At 64.6% G+C, this 23,560-nt stretch carries 18 protein-coding genes and 1 pseudogene; 7 read left to right on the top strand and 12 right to left on the bottom strand.

Features of this window, described 5'->3' with window-relative positions; translation table 11 throughout:
- Positions 1–311 (bottom strand): annotated as a pseudogene (locus SJH88_RS13145) (YkvA family protein); the annotation flags it as partial.
- Between the two features lie 188 nt (positions 312–499).
- Positions 500–3,148 carry a hybrid sensor histidine kinase/response regulator gene (locus tag SJH88_RS13150; protein ID WP_274754734.1) on the bottom strand — a complete coding sequence of 883 codons (2,649 nt, stop codon included), beginning with the start codon at positions 3,146–3,148 and terminating at the stop codon, positions 500–502.
- Positions 3,149–3,361: 213 nt separating this feature from the next.
- On the opposite strand from SJH88_RS13150, the gene SJH88_RS13155 reads away from it, so the two are divergent.
- The 3 genes from SJH88_RS13155 (at position 3,362) to SJH88_RS13165 (ending at position 6,321) form a co-directional block, all read left to right on the top strand.
- Positions 3,362–4,684, top strand: a complete 1,323-nt coding sequence (locus tag SJH88_RS13155) for a dicarboxylate/amino acid:cation symporter (RefSeq protein WP_042417696.1) — start codon at positions 3,362–3,364, stop codon at positions 4,682–4,684.
- Positions 4,685–4,909: 225 nt separating this feature from the next.
- Positions 4,910–6,115 (top strand): tyrosine-type recombinase/integrase, encoded by a 1,206-nt coding sequence (locus tag SJH88_RS13160; protein ID WP_274754735.1) that lies wholly within the window; start codon positions 4,910–4,912, stop codon positions 6,113–6,115.
- 77 nt (positions 6,116–6,192) lie between these two features.
- Positions 6,193–6,321 (top strand): DUF1016 N-terminal domain-containing protein, encoded by a 129-nt coding sequence (locus SJH88_RS13165; protein WP_274754736.1) that lies wholly within the window; start codon positions 6,193–6,195, stop codon positions 6,319–6,321.
- Between the two features lie 42 nt (positions 6,322–6,363).
- Here SJH88_RS13165 and SJH88_RS13170 read toward each other — a convergent pair whose 3' ends face one another.
- The 8 genes from SJH88_RS13170 to SJH88_RS13205 all read right to left on the bottom strand — a co-directional run bounded on the left by SJH88_RS13170 (position 6,364) and on the right by SJH88_RS13205 (position 17,368).
- Positions 6,364–6,699, bottom strand: coding sequence for a ubiquitination-like system serine protease family protein (locus SJH88_RS13170; RefSeq protein WP_274754737.1), 336 nt, complete (start codon positions 6,697–6,699; stop codon positions 6,364–6,366).
- Positions 6,700–6,701: 2 nt separating this feature from the next.
- Positions 6,702–8,108 (bottom strand): ThiF family adenylyltransferase, encoded by a 1,407-nt coding sequence (locus SJH88_RS13175; protein WP_274754738.1) that lies wholly within the window; start codon positions 8,106–8,108, stop codon positions 6,702–6,704.
- Entirely contained in the window at positions 8,108–9,037 is a 930-nt protein-coding gene (locus SJH88_RS13180) for a multiubiquitin domain-containing protein (protein WP_274754739.1), read from the bottom strand. Before SJH88_RS13180 ends, SJH88_RS13175 begins: the two co-directional genes overlap by 1 nt.
- 99 nt (positions 9,038–9,136) lie before the next feature.
- A complete protein-coding gene (locus SJH88_RS13185) occupies positions 9,137–12,565 on the bottom strand; it encodes a UvrD-helicase domain-containing protein (RefSeq protein ID WP_274754740.1) in 3,429 nt (1,142 codons plus the stop codon).
- Positions 12,566–12,568: 3 nt separating this feature from the next.
- Positions 12,569–13,162 (bottom strand): hypothetical protein, encoded by a 594-nt coding sequence (locus tag SJH88_RS13190; protein ID WP_274754741.1) that lies wholly within the window; start codon positions 13,160–13,162, stop codon positions 12,569–12,571.
- Complete coding sequence (locus tag SJH88_RS13195; RefSeq protein WP_274754742.1) at positions 13,159–13,938, bottom strand: RNA polymerase sigma factor; 780 nt, start codon at positions 13,936–13,938, stop codon at positions 13,159–13,161. Before SJH88_RS13195 ends, SJH88_RS13190 begins: the two co-directional genes overlap by 4 nt.
- A 56-nt stretch (positions 13,939–13,994) precedes the next feature.
- Positions 13,995–16,217, bottom strand: coding sequence for a S8 family peptidase (locus SJH88_RS13200; RefSeq protein ID WP_274754743.1), 2,223 nt, complete (start codon positions 16,215–16,217; stop codon positions 13,995–13,997).
- Positions 16,214–17,368: an AAA family ATPase gene (locus tag SJH88_RS13205; protein WP_274754744.1), complete on the bottom strand. Its 1,155-nt coding sequence runs from the start codon at positions 17,366–17,368 to the stop codon at positions 16,214–16,216. Before SJH88_RS13205 ends, SJH88_RS13200 begins: the two co-directional genes overlap by 4 nt.
- 459 nt (positions 17,369–17,827) lie before the next feature.
- Between SJH88_RS13205 and SJH88_RS13210 the strand changes: the two genes are divergently transcribed.
- On the top strand, positions 17,828–18,175 hold the full coding sequence (locus SJH88_RS13210; RefSeq protein ID WP_274754745.1) for a DUF2958 domain-containing protein: 348 nt from the start codon (positions 17,828–17,830) through the stop codon (positions 18,173–18,175).
- A 33-nt stretch (positions 18,176–18,208) separates the two neighbouring features.
- Here the strand turns inward: SJH88_RS13210 and SJH88_RS13215 are convergent, their stop codons facing one another.
- Entirely contained in the window at positions 18,209–18,880 is a 672-nt protein-coding gene (locus tag SJH88_RS13215; RefSeq protein WP_274754746.1) for a DUF6988 family protein, read from the bottom strand.
- 532 nt (positions 18,881–19,412) lie between these two features.
- Between SJH88_RS13215 and SJH88_RS13220 the strand changes: the two genes are divergently transcribed.
- From SJH88_RS13220 to SJH88_RS13230, 3 genes are all read left to right on the top strand, one after another.
- Complete coding sequence (locus SJH88_RS13220; RefSeq protein WP_274754747.1) at positions 19,413–20,240, top strand: DUF932 domain-containing protein; 828 nt, start codon at positions 19,413–19,415, stop codon at positions 20,238–20,240.
- 77 nt (positions 20,241–20,317) lie between these two features.
- Positions 20,318–22,330 carry a ParB/RepB/Spo0J family partition protein gene (locus SJH88_RS13225; RefSeq protein ID WP_274754748.1) on the top strand — a complete coding sequence of 671 codons (2,013 nt, stop codon included), beginning with the start codon at positions 20,318–20,320 and terminating at the stop codon, positions 22,328–22,330.
- 103 nt (positions 22,331–22,433) lie between these two features.
- Positions 22,434–22,646 carry a hypothetical protein gene (locus tag SJH88_RS13230; RefSeq protein WP_274754749.1) on the top strand — a complete coding sequence of 71 codons (213 nt, stop codon included), beginning with the start codon at positions 22,434–22,436 and terminating at the stop codon, positions 22,644–22,646.
- Between the two features lie 109 nt (positions 22,647–22,755).
- Here SJH88_RS13230 and SJH88_RS13235 read toward each other — a convergent pair whose 3' ends face one another.
- Positions 22,756–23,313 (bottom strand): 3'-5' exonuclease, encoded by a 558-nt coding sequence (locus tag SJH88_RS13235; protein WP_274754750.1) that lies wholly within the window; start codon positions 23,311–23,313, stop codon positions 22,756–22,758.
- Positions 23,314–23,560: the final 247 nt, after the last annotated feature.

Genomic DNA, 23,560 nt, shown 5'->3' on the forward strand with positions numbered 1-23,560 from the left:
CTGCGGGGGCTTGCGGCCCGTGGCGTGCATCCAGGCCTCGGCCTGGGCGCGGCAGGCCGCCAGCACGGGTGGCGGCAGCAGCCGCAGGGCCAGCCAGATCAGCCCCGGCAGCAGCAGGACGTCGTCGACAAAGCCCAGCACCGGGATGAAGTCCGGGATCAGGTCGATCGGGCTCAGGGCGTAGGCGACGACCAGCACGCCCAGGGCCTTGGCATGCCAGGGCGTGTTCGGGTGCGGCCGGCGAACCACAGGGTCAGGCCGTCGCGCTTGAGGCGTCGGGCCCAGGTTTTGAGGGTGTCGATCAACTGCATCCGCAAGGTAGGGAAAGGCCGGGGGCCAATATGCCGCAGATTGTAGGGACGGCCCTGCGGTACGCAGGCCTGTCCGTCGCACGGACCCTGTTGCGTCTGCATGCAAAAAAAGAGCTGCAGGCGCCCGCTGCATCAGCGCTGGAGGCCTGAAAGCCTGTGCATCACCTGCGGCGCCGTGGCGCCGGGCCTCAGCCTTCGCGGATGCGCAGCAGCATCTGGCTCATCAGGGCGCGCAGGGCCGGGGGGCGCACCGGCTTTGCCAGAAAGCCCCAGCCCTTTTCCGCGGCTTGGCGGCGCAGCGAGGCATCGCGCTCGGCCGTGACCAGGATCACCGGCGGGGTCTGGCCCCAGCGTTCACACAGCTGGGCATAGACCTCGGGGCCGTACAGGTCGCCGCCCAGGTGCACGTCCAGCAGCAGCAGCTGGGGCACGCTGTCGGGGCTGGCCAGGGCCAGCGCTTCGTGCGGGCCGCCGGCGAACGGCACATGGCAGCCCCAGCGCTCCAGCAGGGCGCCGGTGGCGCTGCAGGTGCCGGGGTCGTCGTCCACGTACCAGGCGACGCCGCCCTGCAGCGGCGCATCGTCGGTGTGGACGGTGACCTGCGGGCGGGCCGTGGGCTGCAGCGCGGCACGGTCGCCCAGCGGCACCTTGACCCAGAACACGCTGCCCTGGCCGACCTCGGAGCGCAGGCCGATCTCGTGGCCCAGCAGCCGGCCCAGGCGCTCCACGATGGCCAGTCCCAGGCCGGTGCCGCGGTCGTCGGCGTGGCCTTCGTCCAGGCGGCGGAACTCCTCGAAGATTTCCTTTTGCAGGCTGTGCGGGATGCCCGGGCCCTGGTCGTGCACCTCGATGCGCAGGAACTGGCCCTCGCGGCGGCAGCCCACCAGGATGCGGCCGCGGCGCGAGTAGCGGATGGCGTTGGAGACAAAGTTCTGCACGATGCGGCGCAGCAGGGCCTCGTCGCTGCGCACTACGTAGTGGCCGGCCCGCGTGCGCAGCTGCAGGCCTTCGCTTTGCGCCAGCATGGCGAAGTTGTTGTGCACCACGTGCAGCAGGGCATCCAGCGTGAAGTCGCGCACGTGCACCTCCAGCTGGCCCGATTCCATGCGGGCGATGTCCAGCAGGCTGGTCAGGATGGCGTCCTGCGAGGCCAGGGCCGCCTCGATGCTGTCGACCACGTGGCGCCCGGCCTCGTCGCGCACATGGGCCGGCAGCAGGCTGGTGAACATGCGTGCGGCGTTCAGCGGCTGCAGCAGGTCGTGCACGGCGGCGTTGACGAAGCGGGTCTTGTAGCGGTTGGCCTCTTCGGCCTCGCGCTTGGCGGCGGCCAGGTCGCGGGTGCGCTCCACGATGCGCTGCTCCAGCGCATCGGCCAGCGACCGCAGCTCGCGCGCGGCGTTCTTGTAGCTGGTGATGTCGGCGTAGCTGGTGACGAAGCCGCCGTCCGGCAGCGGGTTGCCGCGGATCTCCAGCACCGTGCCGTCGTCTTTGGCGCTTTCATGCAGGTGGGGCTTGCCGCTGCGCAGGTGCTGCAGGCGGCGCTGGATGGCCTCTTCCATCGGCGCCGGGCCCAGCAGGCCGCGGCGGGCGTTGTAGCGCAGCAGGTCCTCGATCGGTCGGCCCACCTGCAGCAGCTCGGACGGGTAGCGGAACAGCTGCAGGTAGCGTGAATTCCAGGCCACCAGGTTCAGTTCGGCGTCGATGATGACCACGCCCTGGGGCAGGTGCTCCAGGCTGCGCGACAGGCCGGTGTCGGCCTGTTTGGCAGCCTGGACGATGCCGTCCTGGGCGGTGCGCAGCTCCTGCGCATGCTGGCGCAGCACGGTCTCCAGCTCCTGGCGGCTGCGCTGGCGCACCCGGGCCAGGCGCTGGCGCTGGCGCACGAACAGCACCAGCAACCCGCTGGCCAGCCACAGGCCGCCCGCTGCGGCGGCCGCCCAGATGCTGGTCTGCAGGCTGGTGCGGATGTCGTGCAGCAGGTGCATCTTCCAGCCGCTGTGCGGCAGCTCCAGCGTTTGCAGCAGCATGCGGCCCGGCAGGTCGCTGTCGCGCAGGCGCACCAGCCGGCCGCCGTTGTCCAGCTGCTTGCGCACGTCGAAGTGCAGTGGCGTCAGGGTCTGGCCCTCGTACTGGCGCGTGGCGGCCAGCATGGCCAGGTCCTCGGGCGAGAGCGGCTGCAGCAGCCGGTAGCGCCAGGATTCGCGGCTGGTCAGGAAGATCACGCCGTGCTCATCGGCCACCACCACCACGTCGGTGGTGCGCAGCCACTGGCGCTCCAGCTCATGCAGGGCGATCTTGATGGCCACCAAGCCGATCACCTGGCCCCCCTCGTCGTAGATGGCCTGCGACAGAAAGTAGCCCGGCTCGCCGGTGGTGGTGCCGATGCCGTAGAAGCGCCCGCTGCCCGTGGTCAGGGCCTGCTGCACGTAGGGGCGGAAGTTGTAGTCCTCGCCCACGTTGTTGCGCGGCGAGCGCCAGTTGCTGGCGGCCACGGCAATGCCATGGCGGTCGATCAGGGTCAGGGTGGAGGCCTGGCTGGCGCCGTTGGCCCGCTCCAGCTTGCGGTTCAGGTAGTTCACATCGCCGGCCGACAGCGGGTGCTGCAGCGCGGCGCGCAGCTCGTTGTCCAGGGACAGCACCTCGGGCAGGGTGCGGTAGCGGTCCACGCGCTGGGTCAGCCCCTGGGCGCGCACCGCGAGCTGGCGCAGGTAGTTCTCACTCTCGGCCAGCAGGGTCCGCTCCCAGGTCAGCCAGCCCGCGGTCAGCATGCTTAGCAGCATGCCCAGCAGCAAGGTGGCGACGGTCCAGACGGTGCGGCGGCGAAGGGGGAACAGCATGGCCTCCAGTGTGCCCGTTCGGGCGTCTGGGCGTGCGTTGCGGGTGCTGGGTAGGGGGTGAAATCGTTCGTATTTCTACGTAGAAAAGCGGCTTTCTTGCAGCAAAAAGGGGGCCTCTAATACCAATAGGTTATCGGCGTGGGCGCGGCGCAGCAGTACAACCCCGGCAGTTGCACCCCCGGGTGCGTTTTTTGGACTTCCGGAACACCTCGCATGCATGCCGTCCCCGCTGAAGCAATGAACACCCTGAAGCTGCCGTTCTACCGCCAGCTGTATTTCCAAGTGGTTGCCGCCATCATCATCGGCGTGCTGCTGGGCTATTTCGAGCCCGCCTATGGCGAGGCTATGAAGCCGCTGGGCGATGCCTTCATCAAGCTGATCAAGATGATCATCGCGCCGGTGATCTTTCTGACCATCGTCACCGGCATCGCCGGCATGACCCAGCTGTCCACCGTGGGCCGCGTATTCGGCAAGGCCATGGCGTACTTCCTGACCTTCTCCACGCTGGCGCTGGTGGTGGGCCTGGTGGTGGCCAACGTGTTCCAGCCCGGTGCGGGCATGAACATCAACCCCGCCGACCTGGACCAGAAGGCCGTGCAGGGCTTCGTGGCCAAGTCGCACGACATGACGCTGGTCGGCTTCGTGATGGACATCATCCCCAAGACCCTGATCAGCCCGTTCGTAGGTGACAACATCCTGCAGGTGCTGCTGGTGGCCGTGCTGTTCGGCGTGTCGCTGGCCATGGTGGGCGATGCCGGCAAGCCCGTGCTGAACTTCTTCGAAGCCCTGACCAAGCCCGTGTTCAAGCTGGTGAACATCGTGATGAAGGCCGCCCCCATCGGTGCCTTCGGTGCCATGGCCTTCACCATCGGCAAGTTCGGCCTGGGTTCGCTGCTGAACCTGGCCGAGCTGGTGCTGACCTTCTACATCACCTCGGCCATCTTCGTGCTGGTGGTCCTGGGCGCCGTGGCGCGTGCCTGCGGCTTCTCGGTGATCAAGCTGATCCGCTACCTGAAGGAAGAGCTGCTGCTGGTGCTGGGCACTTCGTCGTCCGAATCGGCCCTGCCTTCGCTGATGGAAAAGATGGAAAAGGCCGGCTGCAAGAAGTCCGTGGTCGGCCTGGTGGTGCCCACCGGCTACTCGTTCAACCTGGACGGCACCAACATCTACATGACGCTGGCGGCGCTGTTCATCGCCCAGGCCACCAACACCGAGCTGACGCTGGGCCACCAGATCGCGCTGCTGCTGGTTGCCATGCTGTCGTCCAAGGGCGCGGCCGGCGTGACCGGCGCGGGCTTCATCACCCTGGCCGCCACCCTGGCCGTGGTGCCCGAAGTGCCAGTGGCCGGCATGGCCCTGATCCTGGGCGTGGACCGCTTCATGTCCGAGTGCCGTTCGCTGACCAACTTCATCGGCAATGCCGTGGCCACCGTGGTCGTCTCGCGCTGGGAAAAGGGCGTGGACATGGAACGCCTGCACGCCGCGCTGGATGGCAAGCCCCTGCCGGCACTGGACGCCGTGCCCGCCAAGGCCTGAGGCCGAGCGCGCTGCCTGCCCCGAAGCCCCGCTCTGCGGGGCTTTTTTCATTTCACCATGACTCCCGCACCGAACTTCGCTGGACTACGCCAAAGCCCGATACAGCAGGTTTATCAATCACTTAGGCGAGTTCAGCATATGACGGTGCTTTCCCAAACCTGATCCGGCTTGTGCTCGCATGGCTCCCATGTGGTCCCTAAAAACCGGGTCTTCCAAGGAGTCATCGTGGCAAAAACAAAACTCACCAAGTCCGCAGTCGATGCGGCACAACCTCAGGCGCTGGCCGTCGAACTCCGGGACACGCTGGTTCCCGGCTTCCTTTGCAAGGTTACCCCAGCCGGGCGCAAGGTGTTCATGCTCCAGTACCGCACGAACGCCGGGGAGCGCCGCAAGCCCGCCCTGGGTCTGTACGGCGAACTGACCGTCGAGCAGGCCCGTTCTCTGGCCCAGGAATGGCTCGCTGAGGTTCGCCGGGGTGGCGATCCCAGCGCAGCCAAGGCGGCAGCTCGAGCCGCCCCGACAGTCAAGGAACTGTGCGAAAAGTTCATGGAGGATCACTCCAAGCAGCGCAACAAGCCCAGTACCCAGCGCGGGTACCAAGCCGTCATCGACCGTTGCATCGTCCCGATGCTGGGCCGTGTCAAGGTTCAGGATGTGAAACGGCCGGATGTGGCAACGGCAATGAAGAAGATGGCCCACAAGCCGGCCGAGGCGAACCGCGCATTCAGCGTGATGCGCAAGATGTTCAACCTGGCCGAAGTGTGGGGTTACCGGCCAGACGGCACCAACCCGTGCCGCCACGTCCCCATGTTCCCCAACGGCAAGGCCACCCACCTCATCAGCGACGAGGAGATGGGCAAGCTGTTCCGATATCTCGACTACCTGGAAACCGATGGCCTGGGGCTGGACCATGCGATCCTGCCGCTGGCCATCCGACTGCAGTTCGAATTTGCGGGCCGCCGATCGGAGGTTGTCACTCTCCAATGGGATTGGGTGGACCTGGAGAACCGGCGCGTGGTGTGGCCCGACAGCAAGACCGGCGGTATGTCCAAACCATTGAGCGAAGAAGCCTACCGGTTGCTCTCCACCACACCCCGCCGCGAAGGTTGCCCGCACGTGTTCCCGTCGCCGAACCATCCGGGTCAGCACCTGACCACGGGTGAGTATTACGGCGGCTGGACCCGCATCCTCAAGCGCGCGGGCGTCACCCATGTCGGCACGCACGGCATCCGCCACCGCTCGGCGACCGACATTGCCAACTCGGGTATCCCGGTCAAGGTCGGCATGGCGCTGACGGCGCACAAGACTGTCGCGATGTTCATGCGCTACGTCCACACCGAAGACAAGCCGGTGCGGGACGCGGCTGAACTTGTCGCGCGCCGGCGAAAGACCATCACGGGCATGCAACGTCCTGCAGAGGTGGCAGCGTGACCAAGAAGACACTTGCGGCAGAGGTCGCCGTAACGACCGCCTCGCCTGCCGGCTATGCCTGAATCCGCAGTGGCATCGTGGAACTACTCGATGCTGCGCGCCAGGCGGCGGTGCGCAACCTCAACGCATTGATGACGGCGACCCATTGTGAAATCGGCCGCCGCATGGCCAAAACCGGGCAGCAGGGCAAACTTCACACGGGCTAAGGAGAGCCGTTGATCCGATCGCCGTCCAGCGAAAGGCGCTTCCTATCGACACCACTCGATCAAACCGTTCTTCACCCAGAAGTGGCAGGCGCATGCTCGGTGCTGATGAACTGAAGGGAAGATTGTTGGCCTGCCCCAGAAGTCCGTTTCGATCGACCAGCGTGGCCGTCGATCAGGGTTAAGCGAAAGCGAGATCTGCACCCCGCAACCGCCCGGGCAGCTCATGCAAGCCCACTTCTTGACACCGGTGTCGATGACCAGCCACAGCTCGCCCGGCGGAACGGCGTTCTTGCCCGGATGCTGCGCGACCGGGGAAACGAGGAGGTCATAGCGCAGCCACCCGAGCCGGCGCAGTGCGCGCGCGAAAAGTCGCTTCATGATCATCCGATCACGCCAAGGAATGGGTTGACATCGCCGCGCCCCCAGCTCGCCTGGCTGGCACAAACCGGGCAAGAAGCAACAGGCCGGCAGGTCATGGCGCGATCCTCCACGCGGTCGAAGCGACGAATCCTGTTGTGCGTCATGCCTTGGGGACCGCGGAAACTGGTCAGGCCCTGAATGAGCTCATCGACGGCTGCGCAGGCGATGGCCGTGGTGAACGTGACAACGGCAGGCGCGGGATCGCCGCCGCCATCCACATAGGCTTCCGCCTTGCGCCGCTCGAACTCTGCCGGGTCGCTGCGCCGCAGCCCCTCCGCCGCAGCACGGCGCGGATCAGCCACCCCCAGACACATGAGACAAGGATTGCCGGGGCGAATCGTCGACACGCGCCCCGTCATGTCGTAATCCGCGCCGGTACGGGCCGCGCGCATGCGCAGGCCGACATCGATCAGCGGGATGCCGTAGTAGTGCGCCAGGCGGTTGAGCGTCAGCCGCCCCTGATGGTCGTCAGTACAACCGAACAGCACATCGCAGGAGCGCAGCAGGTCGCGCAGATCAGGGTGGCCGACCCATTCCGTTTTGGTGACGACCTTTGTGCCGAGGCCCGCCGCGCTAATCTCGCGCGCGAGGATGTCCACCTTGGCGAGGCCGGCGGCCACATCTGCGGCGCGCGAGCCATGTACGCGGTTGAGGTTGGTGACATCGATGATGTCCTTGTCCATCAGCCCAAGAAAACCGACGCCCAGCCGCGCCAACAGCATCGCGACAGCACTGCCCGTGCCGCCGCCTCCTACGACGCCGACCCGCAGCCCGCGCACGACTGGATTGAACCCTCGGCCGAAGAGCGCGGCCTGCCGCGCCAGGAATTGATCTTCGTCGGCTGCAGCTTCCGCGCGCGCGATCTTGATCTGGCTACCTACCAGCGAGATCGAGGATGCCATGACCGTCTCGCCGGGTGCGATCCAGAGCCTGCCAGCCATCGCGTCATCGCGGCCGAACACCATGCTGGCCAGGCCGGAAACGCCCTTGTTGAACGTTGTCCTGGCCAGCTCCGTCTCGTTTCGGTCATCCTGGTCGGAGAAGAATGCTGCCGCGTTCGGATGCGTGTGCACCAAGCCCGCGACCAAGCCGCGCTCCTTCGCGAGGCCAAGAACACGCATGAAGCCGCGGGTTGACCACGTGACATGGACCGGCGACGCCGAAACCATCTCATCGGCCGCGACGGGAATGACCTCGTGGGAGATCAGCCTGGTGCGGGGCAGACCCGACCACGGGTCTTCCGAGATGTCGGCCCTGCCGAACAGCACATAGGCGGACGCCTCGGCCCCGTCATCCCTTTGCAGCAGCGAACGCAGGGCCGCCTCGTGCGGTTCCAGCAGGACGATGTCCAGAGCGGCCGGCGACATCACTTCGCCTCCGCCAGGGCGTGCTCGATGCGTTTGAGCATGGTATGCAGGCCATCGATGCCGGGCCGCCACGCCGTGTTGTGCCGCGACCAGCGCTGCCAGTTGCGCCCCTGGAACGCATGGGCCTGGTCGGCGCAGGTCGGGTAGCGCCCCACGCTTTGCAGCGTCAGCCAGGGGTCGCAATAGAACATGTCCGGCGCGACATCGGGATAACCAGATGGCAGGATGACGAGCACGTCGGCCGCGCCGTGATTGAACTTCCCGACGGGCAGCGGCAACTGCTTGAAGATGACCCCCGTGTGCGTTCCGTCGCTCACCATCTCGAAGGCCACGCTGTGGCCGTTCAGATAGCGCTGATCCGCTTCGGGCAGCGCGAGCAGCCCTTCCGTGGTGTCGCGGATCAGCGTGATGAAGCGCTCGATGCCCGGCTTACCCAGGTCGATCAGGTCGCCGTCGCGGATCAGGATGTCCTGGCCTCCGCCGCGCACTTCGAGGTAGACGTCGTATGTGTCCAGCGGAACGCCGGCCAGCGCCTTGAGCACGCGGCCGCTGATGCTGGGCTTGCCCCACTCCAGTTGCCGGTCGTCGATCGTGAACTTGAACGCGCGGTCGGTCTGGAAGATGACGAAGCGCTCCGCGCCGCGGCCGCGCAGATCGTAGGTTTCGTCCAGACGCAGGTCCTCGAACTCGCCGGAGGTCAGGATCGCGTAGACGCTGTGCTCATCGACCGGGCGCGAACCAGCGGCCTGGAGGATTTGGCGCGCAGTCGGCACCGGATCGGCGAGATCGACGTGACGCTCGCGGAGCTGGTCGTCCAGGACGACGATCCGGTAGAGCGCCGCAGGTCGCAGGCTGCGGCCTTCGCGGATCGCCGCAGCGACATCTTCGACATCGGAGCGGTCATCGCCGCTGGGGGTTTGGGTTTGCATTTGATTGCCTTTCTTGGGGAGCCATCACCTGCGGGATTGCAGGCTTTCTGGCCCCCTTACTCAGTCAATCGCAGCCCAGCGCCAGACCGGAAAGGCCGGTCAAAGTTTTTCTTGCACCCACGCCCCTCCGGGCAGGTCGCCGCAGAGAAAAAAGCTCGGGCAGCGCGGACAACTGCGTGCCTCGGGCTTGGCCGGGAACTGCCCGGCCTGCATCGCCTGAAGGAAGGCCTGCAGCTTCTCGCGCCTGGACTCCAGCTTGCGCGGTGAGATTTCCATCGGCTGGATGGTTTCGCTGGTCAGGTAGGTCACCTCGACCTGCGCATGAGGCCCGTAGGCCTGGACGGCAGCGAGTTGGAGAACCGTGTACTCGATGTCATCGAAGGCGTTCGAGCGCTGCTTACCCGTCTTGACGCGCCGCACCGAGACGCGGCCACCGGCGCCGTGAGCGACACCATCCGGGCTGACAAGGATTTCGCCGTCGGCCCACCCCAACGAGATCGGAGGCGCCGGCGCGGCCGCGCCACGGCTACGGCTCTCGATGAGGAAGTCGACGAGCCGCTTGCCGATGCGGCGGTAATCTTCAGCGTATCCATGCTCTGTCGCGCCCTTGGAGCGCCATGCCTCCTCGAAGCGCGCTGCCAGTTGGTCGACCGTGGGACTTGTCGTCTCGTGCTCCCGCTTCAACCACTCGAACACGTCGTTCACGACGTTGTGCATCTTCATGAATGCGGTTTCGGTTCGCCGACCGCCGAGCCTCAGCACGTGCGTGTACAGGAAGCGGCGCGGGCAACGCTCGAAGAGATTGACCTGGATGTCGGTCCATTGAGGACGCCCTTGCCATGTGATGGCGAGCGGCGCGCCCGTCGATGTCGAGCCGACTTGCAACGGCACCGGGACTGGACGAACAAGGAATCGGTCGATCGGGGCGACGAACTTGGAGGGGTTGCGCGCACGTCCATCGGCCTGCCTGGCGTACGCATAGAGCTGCAGCCTGTCGCGCGCTCGCGAAAGCGCCACGAAGAACAGGCACTCTTCTTCCTCGTCGTGGCCGGCCTTCACCGCCTCGATGCCGGTCAGTCCCTCCGAACCATGGATCAGACCATCCGGCGGAAGACAGCGCTGCGGTACGTAGTTGCGCGGCAGGCTGGACGTCACCATGCCAGGCAAATGAACGACATCGAACTCCAGTCCCTTGCTTCCGTGGATGGTCATCAGGCGCACTGCGTCGATGTTCTCGGCGCAGCGCGGCAGCTGGCTCAGCCCACGATCCTCTGATAGCAGCACCAGGCGCCGGATGCGATCAAGCAGCCGCAGCACTGGTACGCCCCGACCTCTTGGCTGCCGGCGACAGAAGTTCAGAAACTGCCAGATCGCCAGACCTTGCATGCGGCTTCGCGCATCGCCAGTCTGATAAAGCGTCTTCGCGAGTCCGAGACCATCGATCGTCCATCCAGCAAGCAAGGACCAGGGATTGGTCGATGCGCTCGTGCCTGCAAAGAGCGTGGACAGGCGCGCAATAGCTTCCCGACTGCCGCCTGCCAGGCCGTCCATCTCGGCATGCATAGCCGCCCACCCCAGCGAAGCTGGATTTGCCGCCCGCAGGTGCTCGATGACCCGCATGACATCCTGCAACGGCATTTGGTACCGAGTCATGGTTGCCACGCGCACCATTGCGGCCGCCCGTGGGTCGGTCACCAGCGAGAGTAAGGCCAGCAGATCCTTGATTTCCGGCCTCTCGAACAAGCTGCCCAGGTGCAGTGCGGGAATGCCCCTGGCCTCAAGGCCTTCGGCAATGGCGTTCAGGCGCGCGTTGGACGCGCACAGCACAGCCTGGCCACCATAGGCAATGCCCTGCGCGTGCAGGGCCGTGATTGACGCGGCAAGCGCGGAGGTTTCATCGTCGGCCGACCCGGCGATGCGAAGCTCAACCTGTGCTCCTGTGGAGCCGCGGCCGGCCTGCAGGTTCAGCGGCAAAGCACCAGCCGATGCTTGCATGCCGCGCGCGAACTCGGTGAACACGTTGACGATCCGTTCGTTGGAACGATAGTTGACGCCCAACTGTGCGGCATGCGCGCCAGGGAAGTCGATCGCAAAGCGCGCGATGTTCGTCGCAGAGGCGCCGCGGAAGCGGTAGATGGACTGGCGTGCATCGCCGACAACCCATAGGTTGCGGCCGTCGCCGACCAGTGCCTTCAGAAGCCGGACTGAGGCGCGGTTGACATCTTGGTATTCATCTACCAGCACATGCTCATGGCGAGCACGCAAGGCGTCCCTTACCTCGGCGCTACCCTCTACAAGCCGGACCGGCAGCGCGACCAGGTCGCCGAAGTCCAGCAGCTGGCGCGCGGTCAACAGCCTTTCGTATGTCTCGAAGAGAGTCGCAACCTCCAGGCACTTCTGGGCGCGGACCGTTGCGTCCTGGTCGGCGCCCGCCCGCCCCGCCATCGACTGCGCGAGCGCGCGATAACCCGCAGCATCGACGACCTCATCCTTGGCGCGTGAGATCGCGCTCAGCATGTCGCTCAAATCCAGGGCTGGGTCCCAGAGATTGCGATAGTGCTTCAGGTCGAGCCGCGGAAACTCGTCCTCCAAGAGTTCGATGGCCTCCGTCCGGTCGATCAACCGTGGGTCCGGCGGCAGCGCCAGTCGGTCGTGAAAACGGCGAACGACGTCTAGGCCGAATGCGTGGAATGTGCCGATCCACATCGCTGCTGCCGCGACAGGATTGCTCGCGGCAATCCTGTCGCACAGTTCATTGGCCGCCTTGTTGGAGAAGGTGAGTACAAGGATCGTGGTGGGATCGACGTCGTCCGCAAGCAACCCTTCGATGCGACGAACAAGCGTTCGTGTCTTGCCGGTACCCGGCCCTGCCTGTAGCTGGAACGCCAAACCACGATGTGCAGCCGCCTCAGCCTGCGTGGGGTCTGGAGTGAGCGGAGCTGCCGCCGCACCGGTGCCCACTGGTTGAGGCTCTTCGGTTGGTGGCAGCAGCAGTGCATCCAGCAACTGTTGCTGCACCACAGGAAGCGGCGCGCCGAAGCGCATCGCGATCGCGTCGGATGTGAGCCCTTCGTTGACGTGCAACTCGCGCAACACAGAGCGCGGCAGCAGGAACTCACGCGCAAAGAGGTCCATCTTCACCTCACGTCGCTCGCGCGCACCGTAGTCAAGGACGCGATCGACGCCGACTGACGCGTCCTCCACTGATCGGTCAGGATCGACGCCCACCGTCACCACGTCTAGCGTGCCACCTTCGAGCACGACATGGCCGAGTTCGTGTGCGATCAAGAAGGCACGCTCGAAGTCCGATCCGCGATCCTCGTAGAGGATGCCTCCAGCTTGGCTGTCGAACGTGGCTTTGCCGCCCTTGAGCTGTGAATCGCCTTCTTGCAGCGGGTACACATCCAACTCGCGACGTGTGGCCTCCAGAAGCGCAAACGCCAAAGGTCGGGTCGGATCGCCGCCGGCCGCGACATTCGCACGGTGCAGGCGTTCTGCTTCCCGGCGAGCGGCCTCGGTGGCGTCCATTGGTCAGTCCGCCAATGCCTTCAGCGTCGCCTGCTGTTCCGGCGTGAGCTGTGAAGTCGTGACCGCCTGGTCGAACGTGATCTGTTCGCCCACACTGGGCTTCACACTTGACCGAAAAGCCTGCCCAGAAACCATACCCGGTGGGCCCTGCAGGTATGCGCCCACAGCTTGAACGGTGGCACCCAGCTCCGAAGCAAGCCTTTCGACGAATCGGGCAGGTATGGTGGCAGCACGGATGGCCCGATCGCGCACGCGCATCAGGAAGAGATTGCTGACGTCCAGGCTGCGTGCAAGCGACTTGAAGTTGCTCGTATTGAGCTTGGCGAACGGATTCGCGACCTCGGCGTGGGGCTGCTGGACCGCGCGCTCAAACCGCTGCCAGGCCTCGTGCACCGCGCTGTCCGGCAACTCGGTCGCCGGAACATCGCCTACCGGCGGCTCATGAAGCAAATCGATCGAGCAATCGATTAGCGCGGTCGCATGCTGTGGGTACTCCCGGATGTAGCGTTCAAGCGTTTCCCGGCCATGACTGGCCTCCATGGAGAACGCCATCAGCACGGATTCCTCGTCTGCGACGAACGGCTTGGAGGTGCTCATACGTCCCCCTCAAGAGCGGCCTTCAAGGTCTTATACGCTCTGGCTTTGCGATTTCTTACTGTTCTCTGGTCGCAGTTCAGCATTTTGGAGATAGTCATGATGTTGGGATCCTCTGAGTGGGTCAGGAAACCTTGTCGGAGCAGGCCCACGACCCGTCTCTGATCATCTGGTAATGCATCAATCGCGGCGTCCAGTTCCAACCGGAAAGCTGGGTCATCAATTTTTTGAGGGTCCCCTCCCAGGAAATCGGCCGCTGCTTCCTCGACCTCCCGTGAAATTTCCTGACCCTCTTCTCTGTCCGTCGACAGCGGCTCGGTGAGTACCGAAGAGGGACCGATCTGCCTCAAGACGGACTTCCGGAATCGGGCGAACGCCAGGTCGAACCGCACTTCGAAGAAGTCCAGCATGGCGAATCGGCCGTTGCAGTCCTTGGCGATTCTCTCGGCGAATCGGCCCATGATCTCTTCTCGAATGCCTTGCGCCCCGGCCATGCGGGCGTCCGAGACGGTTGCAAACAAGGACTGACCGACCCGTTTCATGAGCTGTCCGAAGATCTGCTTGAACTCGTCTTTTGCCCCCGTCGCGTGGGCACGCCTCAGGAAATGCGTCAGCGCTTCCGACGGCACATAGCCGCTGCTCTTCCTTGACACGACGGCGAATGCCTGCAGGCGTGCCGTGGCATCAATCGACTCCAGCCTTGCCAGGCAGACCTCTATCTCAGGCGGCCGAGTGAACGGCAACCCGTGCTTGTCTTTGCTCTTCAACGGTTCTGGCATCAATCTCCTCCTTGTCCTTCAGTCCGCGATGTCCTGCTTCTTCGCCTCGCCTGCCGTCACCGAATGCGAATCGGCAAAGTCACCTGCGGCTGGATCGGCACCAGCGTTTTGGCATAGGCGCGCAGGATGTCGTTGTAGAGACCGGCGTGCTTCGGCGCTTCGACCGAGAGGATCAGTGCGTAGCGAATCTTCTCGGCACCGGTAGCCCGCCCGCCGCCGTCACGGGCGTTGTAGTGGATGTCGAACACGGGGTTCTTGAGGCTGGAACCACGAAATGTCTTAGTCCCGTGCAGCACGGTTTCCCACTTGCCCTGATCCGAACGGCGTTCCTGTTCGGTGGCGTACTTTTTCAAGTCGAAGAAGCCCTTGGTGTCCGCGTTGCTCTTGCCGTCCTTGATCTTTTCGTCGTTGGGACGGAAGACGACTTCAAGGCCTGCCTTGGTGTAGGCCGCAGCATCTTGCGGATCGGTGGGTGATGCGTAGCAGAAAGTGGCCTTCAGGCGGACGTTGCCTGTCAGCCCCTCCTTCGGCAGCGGAAGGCTTGCGCGCAGGTACTTGCTGGGTTTGAGCTCCCCCTGGTAGACCACCCGGGCTACGCCATCTGGGCACGTGATGATGTCGAGCGTGTCTTCGGGAATCTTGCCCCACCCGACGTCGATCTGGTCGCGCTCGCCGGAGTCGGCGGCATGGACTAGCAAGGCCTTGATGGCAAGAGGCGTCAGATTGCCGCCCAGGATCGCCCGGATACCAACCGCGCTGCGCAGAAGGTATGGCGCCGCGAAACTCGTTCCGAGTTGCGGGGTCAGTACCGGCTTTGCGTTTGGCGCGAGGACGTGGAAGTATTTGGATGCCGGGTTGCCGCCGAAGGCCATCAAGTCTGGCTTGACGACACCGGGGCTGCGGCCAGGCCCGATCGCGCTATAAGGTGCACGCGCCCAACCCGCGCCCGTGTCATCGGCCGCGCCGACTGCGAGGGCATTCACGCAGTCCGACGGGACCTGCACGCGGTTGTAGCCAAGCTCGCCGTCACGTTCTCCGTTGTTGCCCACGGCAACCGTCATGAGGGTATCGCCATCGCTGAGCAATTCGTCAATAACGGACGTCCAGGTGTGAACCTCTTGATCCTCCACTTCGAGGTCCGGTCCCAGGCTCAGGTTGATGAACTCGTAGGATCGCGACAGCAGGACCTGTTCGATGAGGCCGAGCGTGCGGTACAACTCCAGCGGGTCTTCGCCGCTCGATTCTTGGTCGAGCACGCGCAAATGGTCTACGGGGGCGAAGGGCCGGCCAGCCATGCCGTTGGGCTGGATCGGACCGAACAACACAGCCGATGTCACGCCCAGGCCGTGTTCAGGGCCGTCCGGGTCATCGTCAGCGTCTTCGTCGAGCTTGCGATACGAGCGCAGCCAGGGACCGATGGGGTGGTGCTTTGGTAGTCCCCCATCCAGAATGGCGACACGCGGCTCAGACGACAGGGCCTGCTCGGTGGGAAGGCTGCACCCCACCGAGGGTCCACCGCTGCGTTGCAGCGGGCGAATACCGCGAAGCTTGGGCACCGGCCGTATCACCCGGACGAAGGCGAAGCTGGCCAGCTTCTCGACTTCGCGCGGCTTGCCTTCGATCGGCACGAACCACAAGTTGCCAGCGACGAAATCAACTTCACTGTGGACCTTCACACCCTCCCTCTGGGCGAACTTCACGAAAGCCTTCTGGATGAGGCCAGGATCTTCGTCGGGCAACAGGTGCAGGCCGACCTCGAAGAATCGATCCTTCGGTCCGCCCAGGCTCACGATCCGTTGCGCCGGAGCGAAGGCGGCGAACTGTTCGATGTGGACCAGGTCGTCACCCTCGTCCGACTCCGCCTCGATCGTTTTCGTCCATTGCGAAAGGTTGCGGAAGGCCTGGCGTTTGCCGGCGACGAACAACTCGGTCGTCGTGGTTTCCTGCGGCGGCCCTTTGCGGGTCCAAGCCTGCGGCTTGACCTTGACGGTACGACTGCCGATGGACTCCAGGCCCGTGCTGCGCAACAGGCCGGTCGGGAAGTAGGAACGAGCGATGAAACTGGGGTTCATCATCAACCGGGCCACTGCGAAGTCGCCCGGGCAAGCGTCTGTAGGCAGTTCGTCCAGCGCGTTTGCAACACTTCGGAATTGAGGAACCAATCGTTCCCGAGCCTGCGCGAACGTGTAGACCTCGGCTTTGCCAGGCATGCGCTTCGGGCCAACGATGTCGTGTGTCAGCAGTTCGCCACGACCGATCAGGAAGTTGGTTTGGCTCATGCGTCAGCCTTTCTCCGTGGTGCGGCCTTTCGTGCCGCAGGGGTCTCGTTGGTGTACTTGCGAATCGTGTCCCGGCTCACGCCCGTGATATCAGAGACGGAGTGTTGGGACAAGCGGGTCTGCTTGGCCAGCATCACTGCCAGGTCGATGCGACCCTGCCTGTCGAGCGCCAAGGCACGTGCCTTCATGAAATCTTCAACCAGATCAGCATCGGTGGTCGTGCCCAGGGCCACGGCGCGCCGGAAGCGCTGCACATCTCGCTCAATGTCGCTGAACGAGTGCCCGGCGAACGCAAACACCAGGATGTCGATCCACCGAGCAAAGAGAGCGTAGTCTGGCCCCAGGAAGCGCTTGATGGCTTCCTTGACGGCCTGTTCATCGGGCGTCTTGAATTGGACCACCAGATCGAAGCGGCGCCATAGCGCCGGATCGATCAGCTCCGGGTGGTTAGTGGCCGCCAGCAATACGCTGCTAGCGGGCCATTCATCGACTTCCTGAAGGATCACCGTGACCAAGCGCTTGAGTTCGCCGACATCGCTGTCATCGCTGCGCCGTTTGGCGATGGCGTCGATCTCGTCCAGCAGCAGCACGCAGGGCTCGCGTTTGGCGAAGTCGATGGCGGCCCGCAGATTGGCGCCGCTCTTACCCAGCAAGCTGCTCATCACGGCGGTGAGGTCGAGCACGTACAGAGGCACCTTCAATTGCGCTGCAAGCCAGCGGGCCGTGAGCGTCTTGCCGACCCCGGGTGGTCCCACAAAGATAGCCGAACGGGTTGGTGTCAGCCCCATGGCCTGGAGCCGGTCGCTCTGCCGGCGCTCGGCGATGAGTTGCCCCAGGGCATCCTCGATATCGCCGGACAGTAGTGGCGCGTCTTTCGTGGGCGCGTCCTTGAACACCTTCAAGAGCGAGAGACGGGACTCATCATCTACCGGCAAAACCTGGGGCGCCGAGGGCTGGGGCGGCAGCTTGCGCATGGGAGAAACACTGCGCACCGGCTTCGACTTCAGGAACAGTTCAAGCTGCTCAGCCAAGTCGGGCGCCGTCCCACGGTACTTACGGACCAGCCTTGCCGCGAACAGGCGCACGTCCTCCGCCTGCTCTGCCAGAGCCAAGCGGACCATCTGGGCTAAATCTGATTGTTCTTCCTTCATTTCGCCCACTTCATCATTAAGTCATTGATTTATTTGAACAAATAAATTTACATTTTTGGACTAGACGTATTGTCTCACAAGTCGAGAAGAGTTGGGCGGCGTCGATGCCAGTGGCGGTGCAGCCTGGTAGTCGACCGATATGCGAGGGTGCACCTGACAACCCCGTCCTTTGCCGAGCATGGGCTGATCTGAGCCTGCGCAACCGGAAGCCGCATGGGCTTCCGGTTTTCATGTGCCGTGGACACCGCGCCATGGCATGGCACGAGGAATTTGCATGGACAGGGGTAGGGCTGGCTTGCTGCTGCACCCAGCGTGCCACGTCGTTCTCGCCGTCAAGGTCGGCGCGCATCGGAGATGCGCTGGCGGCCCGGCAGTCCGTCTTCGAACCTTGACCGCTGCGCTGCGCCGTGACCCGGAGGCTGCGGGCAATCCCGCCCGGCATTCCTTCTGGAGTTCACTATGAACGCACTCATTACCGACGAGCAGCGAGTGCTGCTGCTGGCAAACGGCCGCGAATCCCTGCAGAACCCCGACTTCGACCCACCGCCCGTGGTCAAGCTGTTTACACCCGACGCCAGCGCGACCTGGCTGCTGACCGAAATCGACCCGGACGACCACGACCATGCTTTTGGTCTGTGCGACCTGGGTCTGGGTGCACCCGAGCTGGGCTGGGTCAGTCTTCAGGAACTGATGACGGTGCGGGGTCGGCTCGGCCTGCCAGTTGAGCGCGACCTGCATTTCCGTGCCGAGAAACGGCTGAGCGCCTACGCCCAAGTCGCAAGGCTGGCCGGACGCATCGTCGTCTGACCATTCGCCAGGGCGTCGCAGACGCCCTGGCTTTCAGGGTTTGAGCAGATCCGGCAGGCAGTCAGCAAAAGCTGGCTGGATATTGCTCATCGTTCTGGAGATGGCCTCATCGCCTGTGAGGATGGCCATCGTCATGCCGGTCATGGTGGTAAGGCCGTTCGAGTTGCGCAGCACCTGTAGCGCCAAATGCACCGGAAATCCCTCGGCGCTGCGCCGCAAGGGGTGAATGCCGCCATACACGAAGGAATTCATGGCGTTCCAGGAGACGTCCTTGAATTGGACCAGCATCTGGTGAGCTGCGGCTGGAACACCATGTCCTACCTGCTTGCCCATCTGATCGATCATGTCCTTCGCGCTGGGTAGGTTCTTGGCGGCCTGTTCGGCTTCCAGCGTGAGCGGGGCCGACAGCTTCTCGATGGCCGCATCACTGGCGGCATAGATCAGCCACATCGCGCGGGTCAGCGCTTCGAACTGCAGCCGCATCAGGCTGACGGCAGAGGTCGGCATCCCCAGTGCCATCAAGGCGCGCAGTGCCGTTGCATGTCCCATGGCCACCACGCACATGCCTAACGCGACCTCACCGCGCGGAGATCCGTCGAACGCCGCGTCGTCGAGCAACTCGTTCAGCCGCTCGTGCAAGGCATCGGAGCGTTGAAACATTTGCTCCAGCGGGTCATCGGGATGAGCTTGTTCTCTCTCGGGCATGTCGTCATCGTAAGGCCTGCTATGCACTCGGGCATCCCCGGCCTTTTGGGAGATGGCCGGTCGCGCTGTCGTGCTGCGCACCGAGCCCCTTGCAGGGTCTCGCCCCCTTCGGGCTTCCATCGTTCCCTCGCTCCGCTCGGCTGACGCCTCCGGCCCGGCTTCCTGATCCGGGCCTGCGCGCTTCGCTTGCCGTGCGGTCGGCACACAGGGATGGCCGTTGCCAGGTTCAGCCGTCTCCCCTGACTCCATCACCTTGCTCGCGACTGTAGCCCGCGGCCGTGTGCCGTCAAGGCGCGCCGGGCCGTGTCCTCGGCTGCGCCTGCGGGCCGCACCAACCCTGCGCTTGTCTCCTTGACGACCCCCGGCCACGGGCTCCCTTTCGTCGCGGGCGATGAACTCAGGAAAGACGGTGGCAACGAGGCCAACCGGGTTCTTCGTGCCGACCGCACCGAACAGCCACCAAGGCTGGGCTCCGAATCTAGGAATCCGGTGTGCAGTTTCTTCAACAGCCAACTTTGTCAGGAGAAAGTCCATGCAACTCGCCTCTCGCTTCGCTTCCCGCTCCCCGGTGCTGCGTTCGGAACATCCCTTGTCGGATGAGCAAATCCGTACCGTCGTGCCGTCCATCTTCGCGGACGCGCCGCACGAAAGCCGCTCCGAGCGGTACAGCTACATCCCCACCGCTGCGGTGTTGACCGAGCTTCGCAAGGAGGGTTTCCAGCCCTTCATGGTGTGCCAGACCCGCGTGCGTGCCGAGGACCGCCGCGACTTCACCAAGCACATGATCCGGCTGCGCCACGCCAACCAGATCAACGCCCGCGAGGCCAACGAAATCATCCTGCTGAATTCCCATGACGGTACCAGCAGCTATCAATTGTTGGCGGGGATGTTCCGCTTCGTCTGCAAAAACGGGCTTGTCTGCGGGGACACCGTGGCCGATGTACGGGTGCCCCACAAAGGCGATGTGGCCGGGCACGTCATCGAAGGTGCCTATCAGGTGTTGGGTGGCTTCGCGCATGCGCAGGAATCGCGCGAATCGATGCAAGCCATCACGTTGGATGCGGGGGAATCGGAAGTGTTCGCCCGTGCCGCGCTGGCCCTCAAGTACGACGACCCGGCCAAGCCCGCGCCGATCACGGAATCGCAAATCCTGATGCCCCGCCGTGTGGACGACCGTCGCCCCGATCTGTGGTCGGTCTTCAACCGCACCCAAGAAAACCTCTTGAAGGGCGGACTGCAAGGCCGCACCGCCAATGGCCGCAGGCAGCAGACCCGCCCGGTGCAAGGCATCGATTCCGATATTCGCCTGAACCGCGCTTTGTGGCTGCTGGCCGATGGCATGCGCCAGCTCAAGGCCTGACCCCTCCACGCAGATCACCCGCCGGAGGGGCGGTTCCCCTCCATTCCCTGTTTGTTTCATTCCATTGGAGATTCACCATGAACGCCGTTACCCAGACCGAAGCCCAAGCCGTCAACGCCGCCGCCAGCAGCGCCGCCAACGCATTGCAAGCCGCCGACCCGAGCAAGCACATGATCCTGGTGCCGCTGTCGCGGCTGGTGTTGCGCCCCACGGGTCGCAACGTGCGCAAGACCCCGCGCATGTCCATTCCCGAACTGGCCGCATCGATCCAGCGCGTGGGCCTGCTGCAAAACCTGATCGTGATTCCCGCTGCCGATGGCCTGCATTACGAGGTGGTCGCCGGTGGCCGCCGCCTAGCGGCCCTCAAGCTGCTGGCGAAAAAGCACCGCATCGCCAAGGACTGGAATGTGCCTTGCCTGCAAGTGGCCGATGGCACGGCCCGCACCGCCAGCCTCACCGAGAACGTGCAGCGCGAAGCCATGCACCCGGCCGACCAGTTCGAGGCCTTCGCCGCGCTGGTGGCCGAAGGTCGGCCCATCGAGGACATCGCGGCGGACTTCTCCGTCACGCCGCTGGTGGTGCAACGCCGCTTGAAGCTGGCCAACGTCTCGCCGCGCCTGATGGCCGACTATCGCGCCGAGGCCGTCTCGCTGGATCAGTTGATGGCCCTGGCCCTCACCGACGACCACGCGGCGCAGGAAAGCGCCTTCTACGATGCACCGACGTGGCAGCGCCAGCCGTCCGCGCTGCGCAAACGACTGACCGAGCGCGAAATCGACGCCTACCGGCATCCGTTGGTGCGTTTCGTCGGGCTGGACGCCTACGAGCAGGCGGGCGGCGGTATCCGGCGCGATCTGTTCGCGGAGGACGATGCGGGCGTGTACCTGACCGATGCCGCGCTGTTGGAACGACTGGCGCAGAACAAGCTGGCGGGCATCGCCGCCGAGGTGAAGGCCGAGGGCTGGGCTTGGGCCGATGCCACGCCGGGCATGACCCATGCCGACCTGCACGCCTTCCAGCGTGCGCCGAGGGAGCGCCGCGATCCGAGCAAGCGCGAAGCACAGCGCATCGAGAAGCTGCAAGCCAAGATGCAGGAGGTGGCCGAAGCCATTGATGCCGCGACGGACGCCGAGGACGAGGACAAGGCCGACGCTTTGCAGGAGGAAGGCGAAGTCCTGGGCGAGCAGTTGCAGGCGCTGGAAGATGGCTTGCAGGGATATGCCGCGAACGTGAAGGCCGCAGCCGGTGCCATCGTCACCATCGACCGCAACGGGCAGGCCGTGATTCATCGCGGGCTGCTGCGCGAAGCCGAGGCCAAGGCGCTGCGCACACTGGAGAAGCTGCGCCAAGGGTTCAGCGACCCAGATGCCGCGAACGATGACGAAGGCGAGGAAGACATGCAGCCGAAGGCCGCAGCGATTTCCGACCGACTGGCCCAGCGCCTGAGCGCCCATCGCACCGCCGCGCTGCAAATCGAGGTGGCCCGGCATCCGCAAGTCGCGCTGGCTGCGCTGGTGCATGGCATGGTGCAGACCGTCTTGCAGGGCCGCTACTACGGCCACGATATTCCGCTGGGCGTGAGCCTGAAAGTCCAAGACCGGCTTGAAGGCATGGCCCCGGACTGGCCGCAGTCGCCCGCCGCCGTGGCGCTGCGCGAACTGCAAGAAACCTGGGGCGGCAAGCTGCCCGAGGACAGCGCCGCACTGCTCGCCGCGCTGCTGGCGATGGAGCAAGGCGAACTGGTCAAGCTGCTGGCCGTGTGCGTGGCGGGGGCCGTGGACGTGGTGACGCCTCGCGCCACGGCGCAGCAGCCCGGCGCGGAATTGGCCCAGGCCGTGGGCCTCGACATGGCTGCATGGTGGCAACCCACTGCGGAAGGCTATTTCAAGCACGTTCCGAAGGCGGCGGTTTTGCAAGCCGTGGGCGAGTTCGCGCCCGACAGCGTCCACCGGCTGGCAAAGCTCAAGAAGGCCGACATTGCCAGCGAGGCCGAGCGGCTGGCGAAGGGCACGGGCTGGATGCCTGCCATCTTCAAGACGGCAGACGCGCCCGAGGAAAGCCCGCAGGATGCGGAGCAGGACGGTGCGTAAGAAGTCGCCCCTGTGGCGGATGAACCCGCCGAGGCATTGGCCGCTTGACCCATGCCGAAGGCAAGCGCCCCGGCCGGGGCGCTTTGCCGCAGGGAGCCGAACCATGCCCACCATCAACACCACCAGCCGCCCGCGCATGGCGGCGATCTACGCCTACGGCACGACACGCGCCCGCCGCTGGCATGGCGATGGCGACGTGCGCGGCTACCGTCCGCCTTCGGGCTGGACGGCCCGCGCCGACCTCACCGACATTCATCCCATCACGGGCCGCGCCTTGGCGCGCGCCGTGTGGTGGATCATCGAGACGAAGGAATAACATCGTCAGCACCGCGCTCAGGCCGTTCCGTCCTGGGCGCGGTGAACTTCAAAAAATCCGGGCGCGGCGGTGGCCGCGCCCGGACTCGCCCCCTAAGAACCGAAGGACATCAGCCGTGCGACTGCTGTGAGATGCCGCGGATTAGGCGGAACAGTTCAGCTTGGTATTGCGCGTCATGCAGTGCCTGATGATCGCCCTTGGACTTGGGATGTAGTCGGGCGGCCATCCGGCTGGAACGGGTATCTGTCCAGCTTGAGCCCGTCGCCCCCATGTAGAGAGCCTTAATGTCCAGTGCGGTAAAGCCGAAAGGGTTCGACTGAAGGTAGCGGTGGAAATAGTAATTCACAAACGACCAGTCGAACGGCGCGTTGAGCCCAACGAATACGGGCGTGCTGTCGTTGCCTGCCACTTCGGTAACCCAGTCCTGAAACTGCTTCATGGCGACCTCGGGAGCCAGTCCCTCGGTGGCAAGTGTCTCAAGAGAGAGCCCGGTCACTTCCAAGGCCTTCGAATCGGCGTTGAGAGAGATCGGCTTCAGCTCGCACGAAAACACCTGCTCTGGGTTGTCGACGTTGCAGGCGCCGATCGTGAGCATGCTGTACTCGCCTGGGATTGGCCCCGACGTCTCGACGTCCACCGACAGGAAAATTTCGCGCTTCTGGCTCATGGGATTAGCGGGTCTGGGGCGACGAGAGGCGGCCTGCTCTTGATGGCGTTCCAGTGCCGACGAAACTCTTGCCGGCGCTCTTCCGCAGTGCCGGTTGTCTTCCAACGATGGCCTGACAGTGAGTAGATTGTTGATTTCCATCCAGAAGTGACCCACTAGCCCCCGGTTTTTCCATCTCAATCTGACCCACGCATTAACCCTAGCCTGCTGCTTTTATGTGCAGCAGGAGACCAGGAGTGATTGACGT

Origin of the sequence: Comamonas sp. GCA5 (assembly GCF_036541385.1) — a bacterium.
Taxonomy (GTDB): domain Bacteria; phylum Pseudomonadota; class Gammaproteobacteria; order Burkholderiales; family Burkholderiaceae_C; genus Comamonas; species Comamonas aquatica.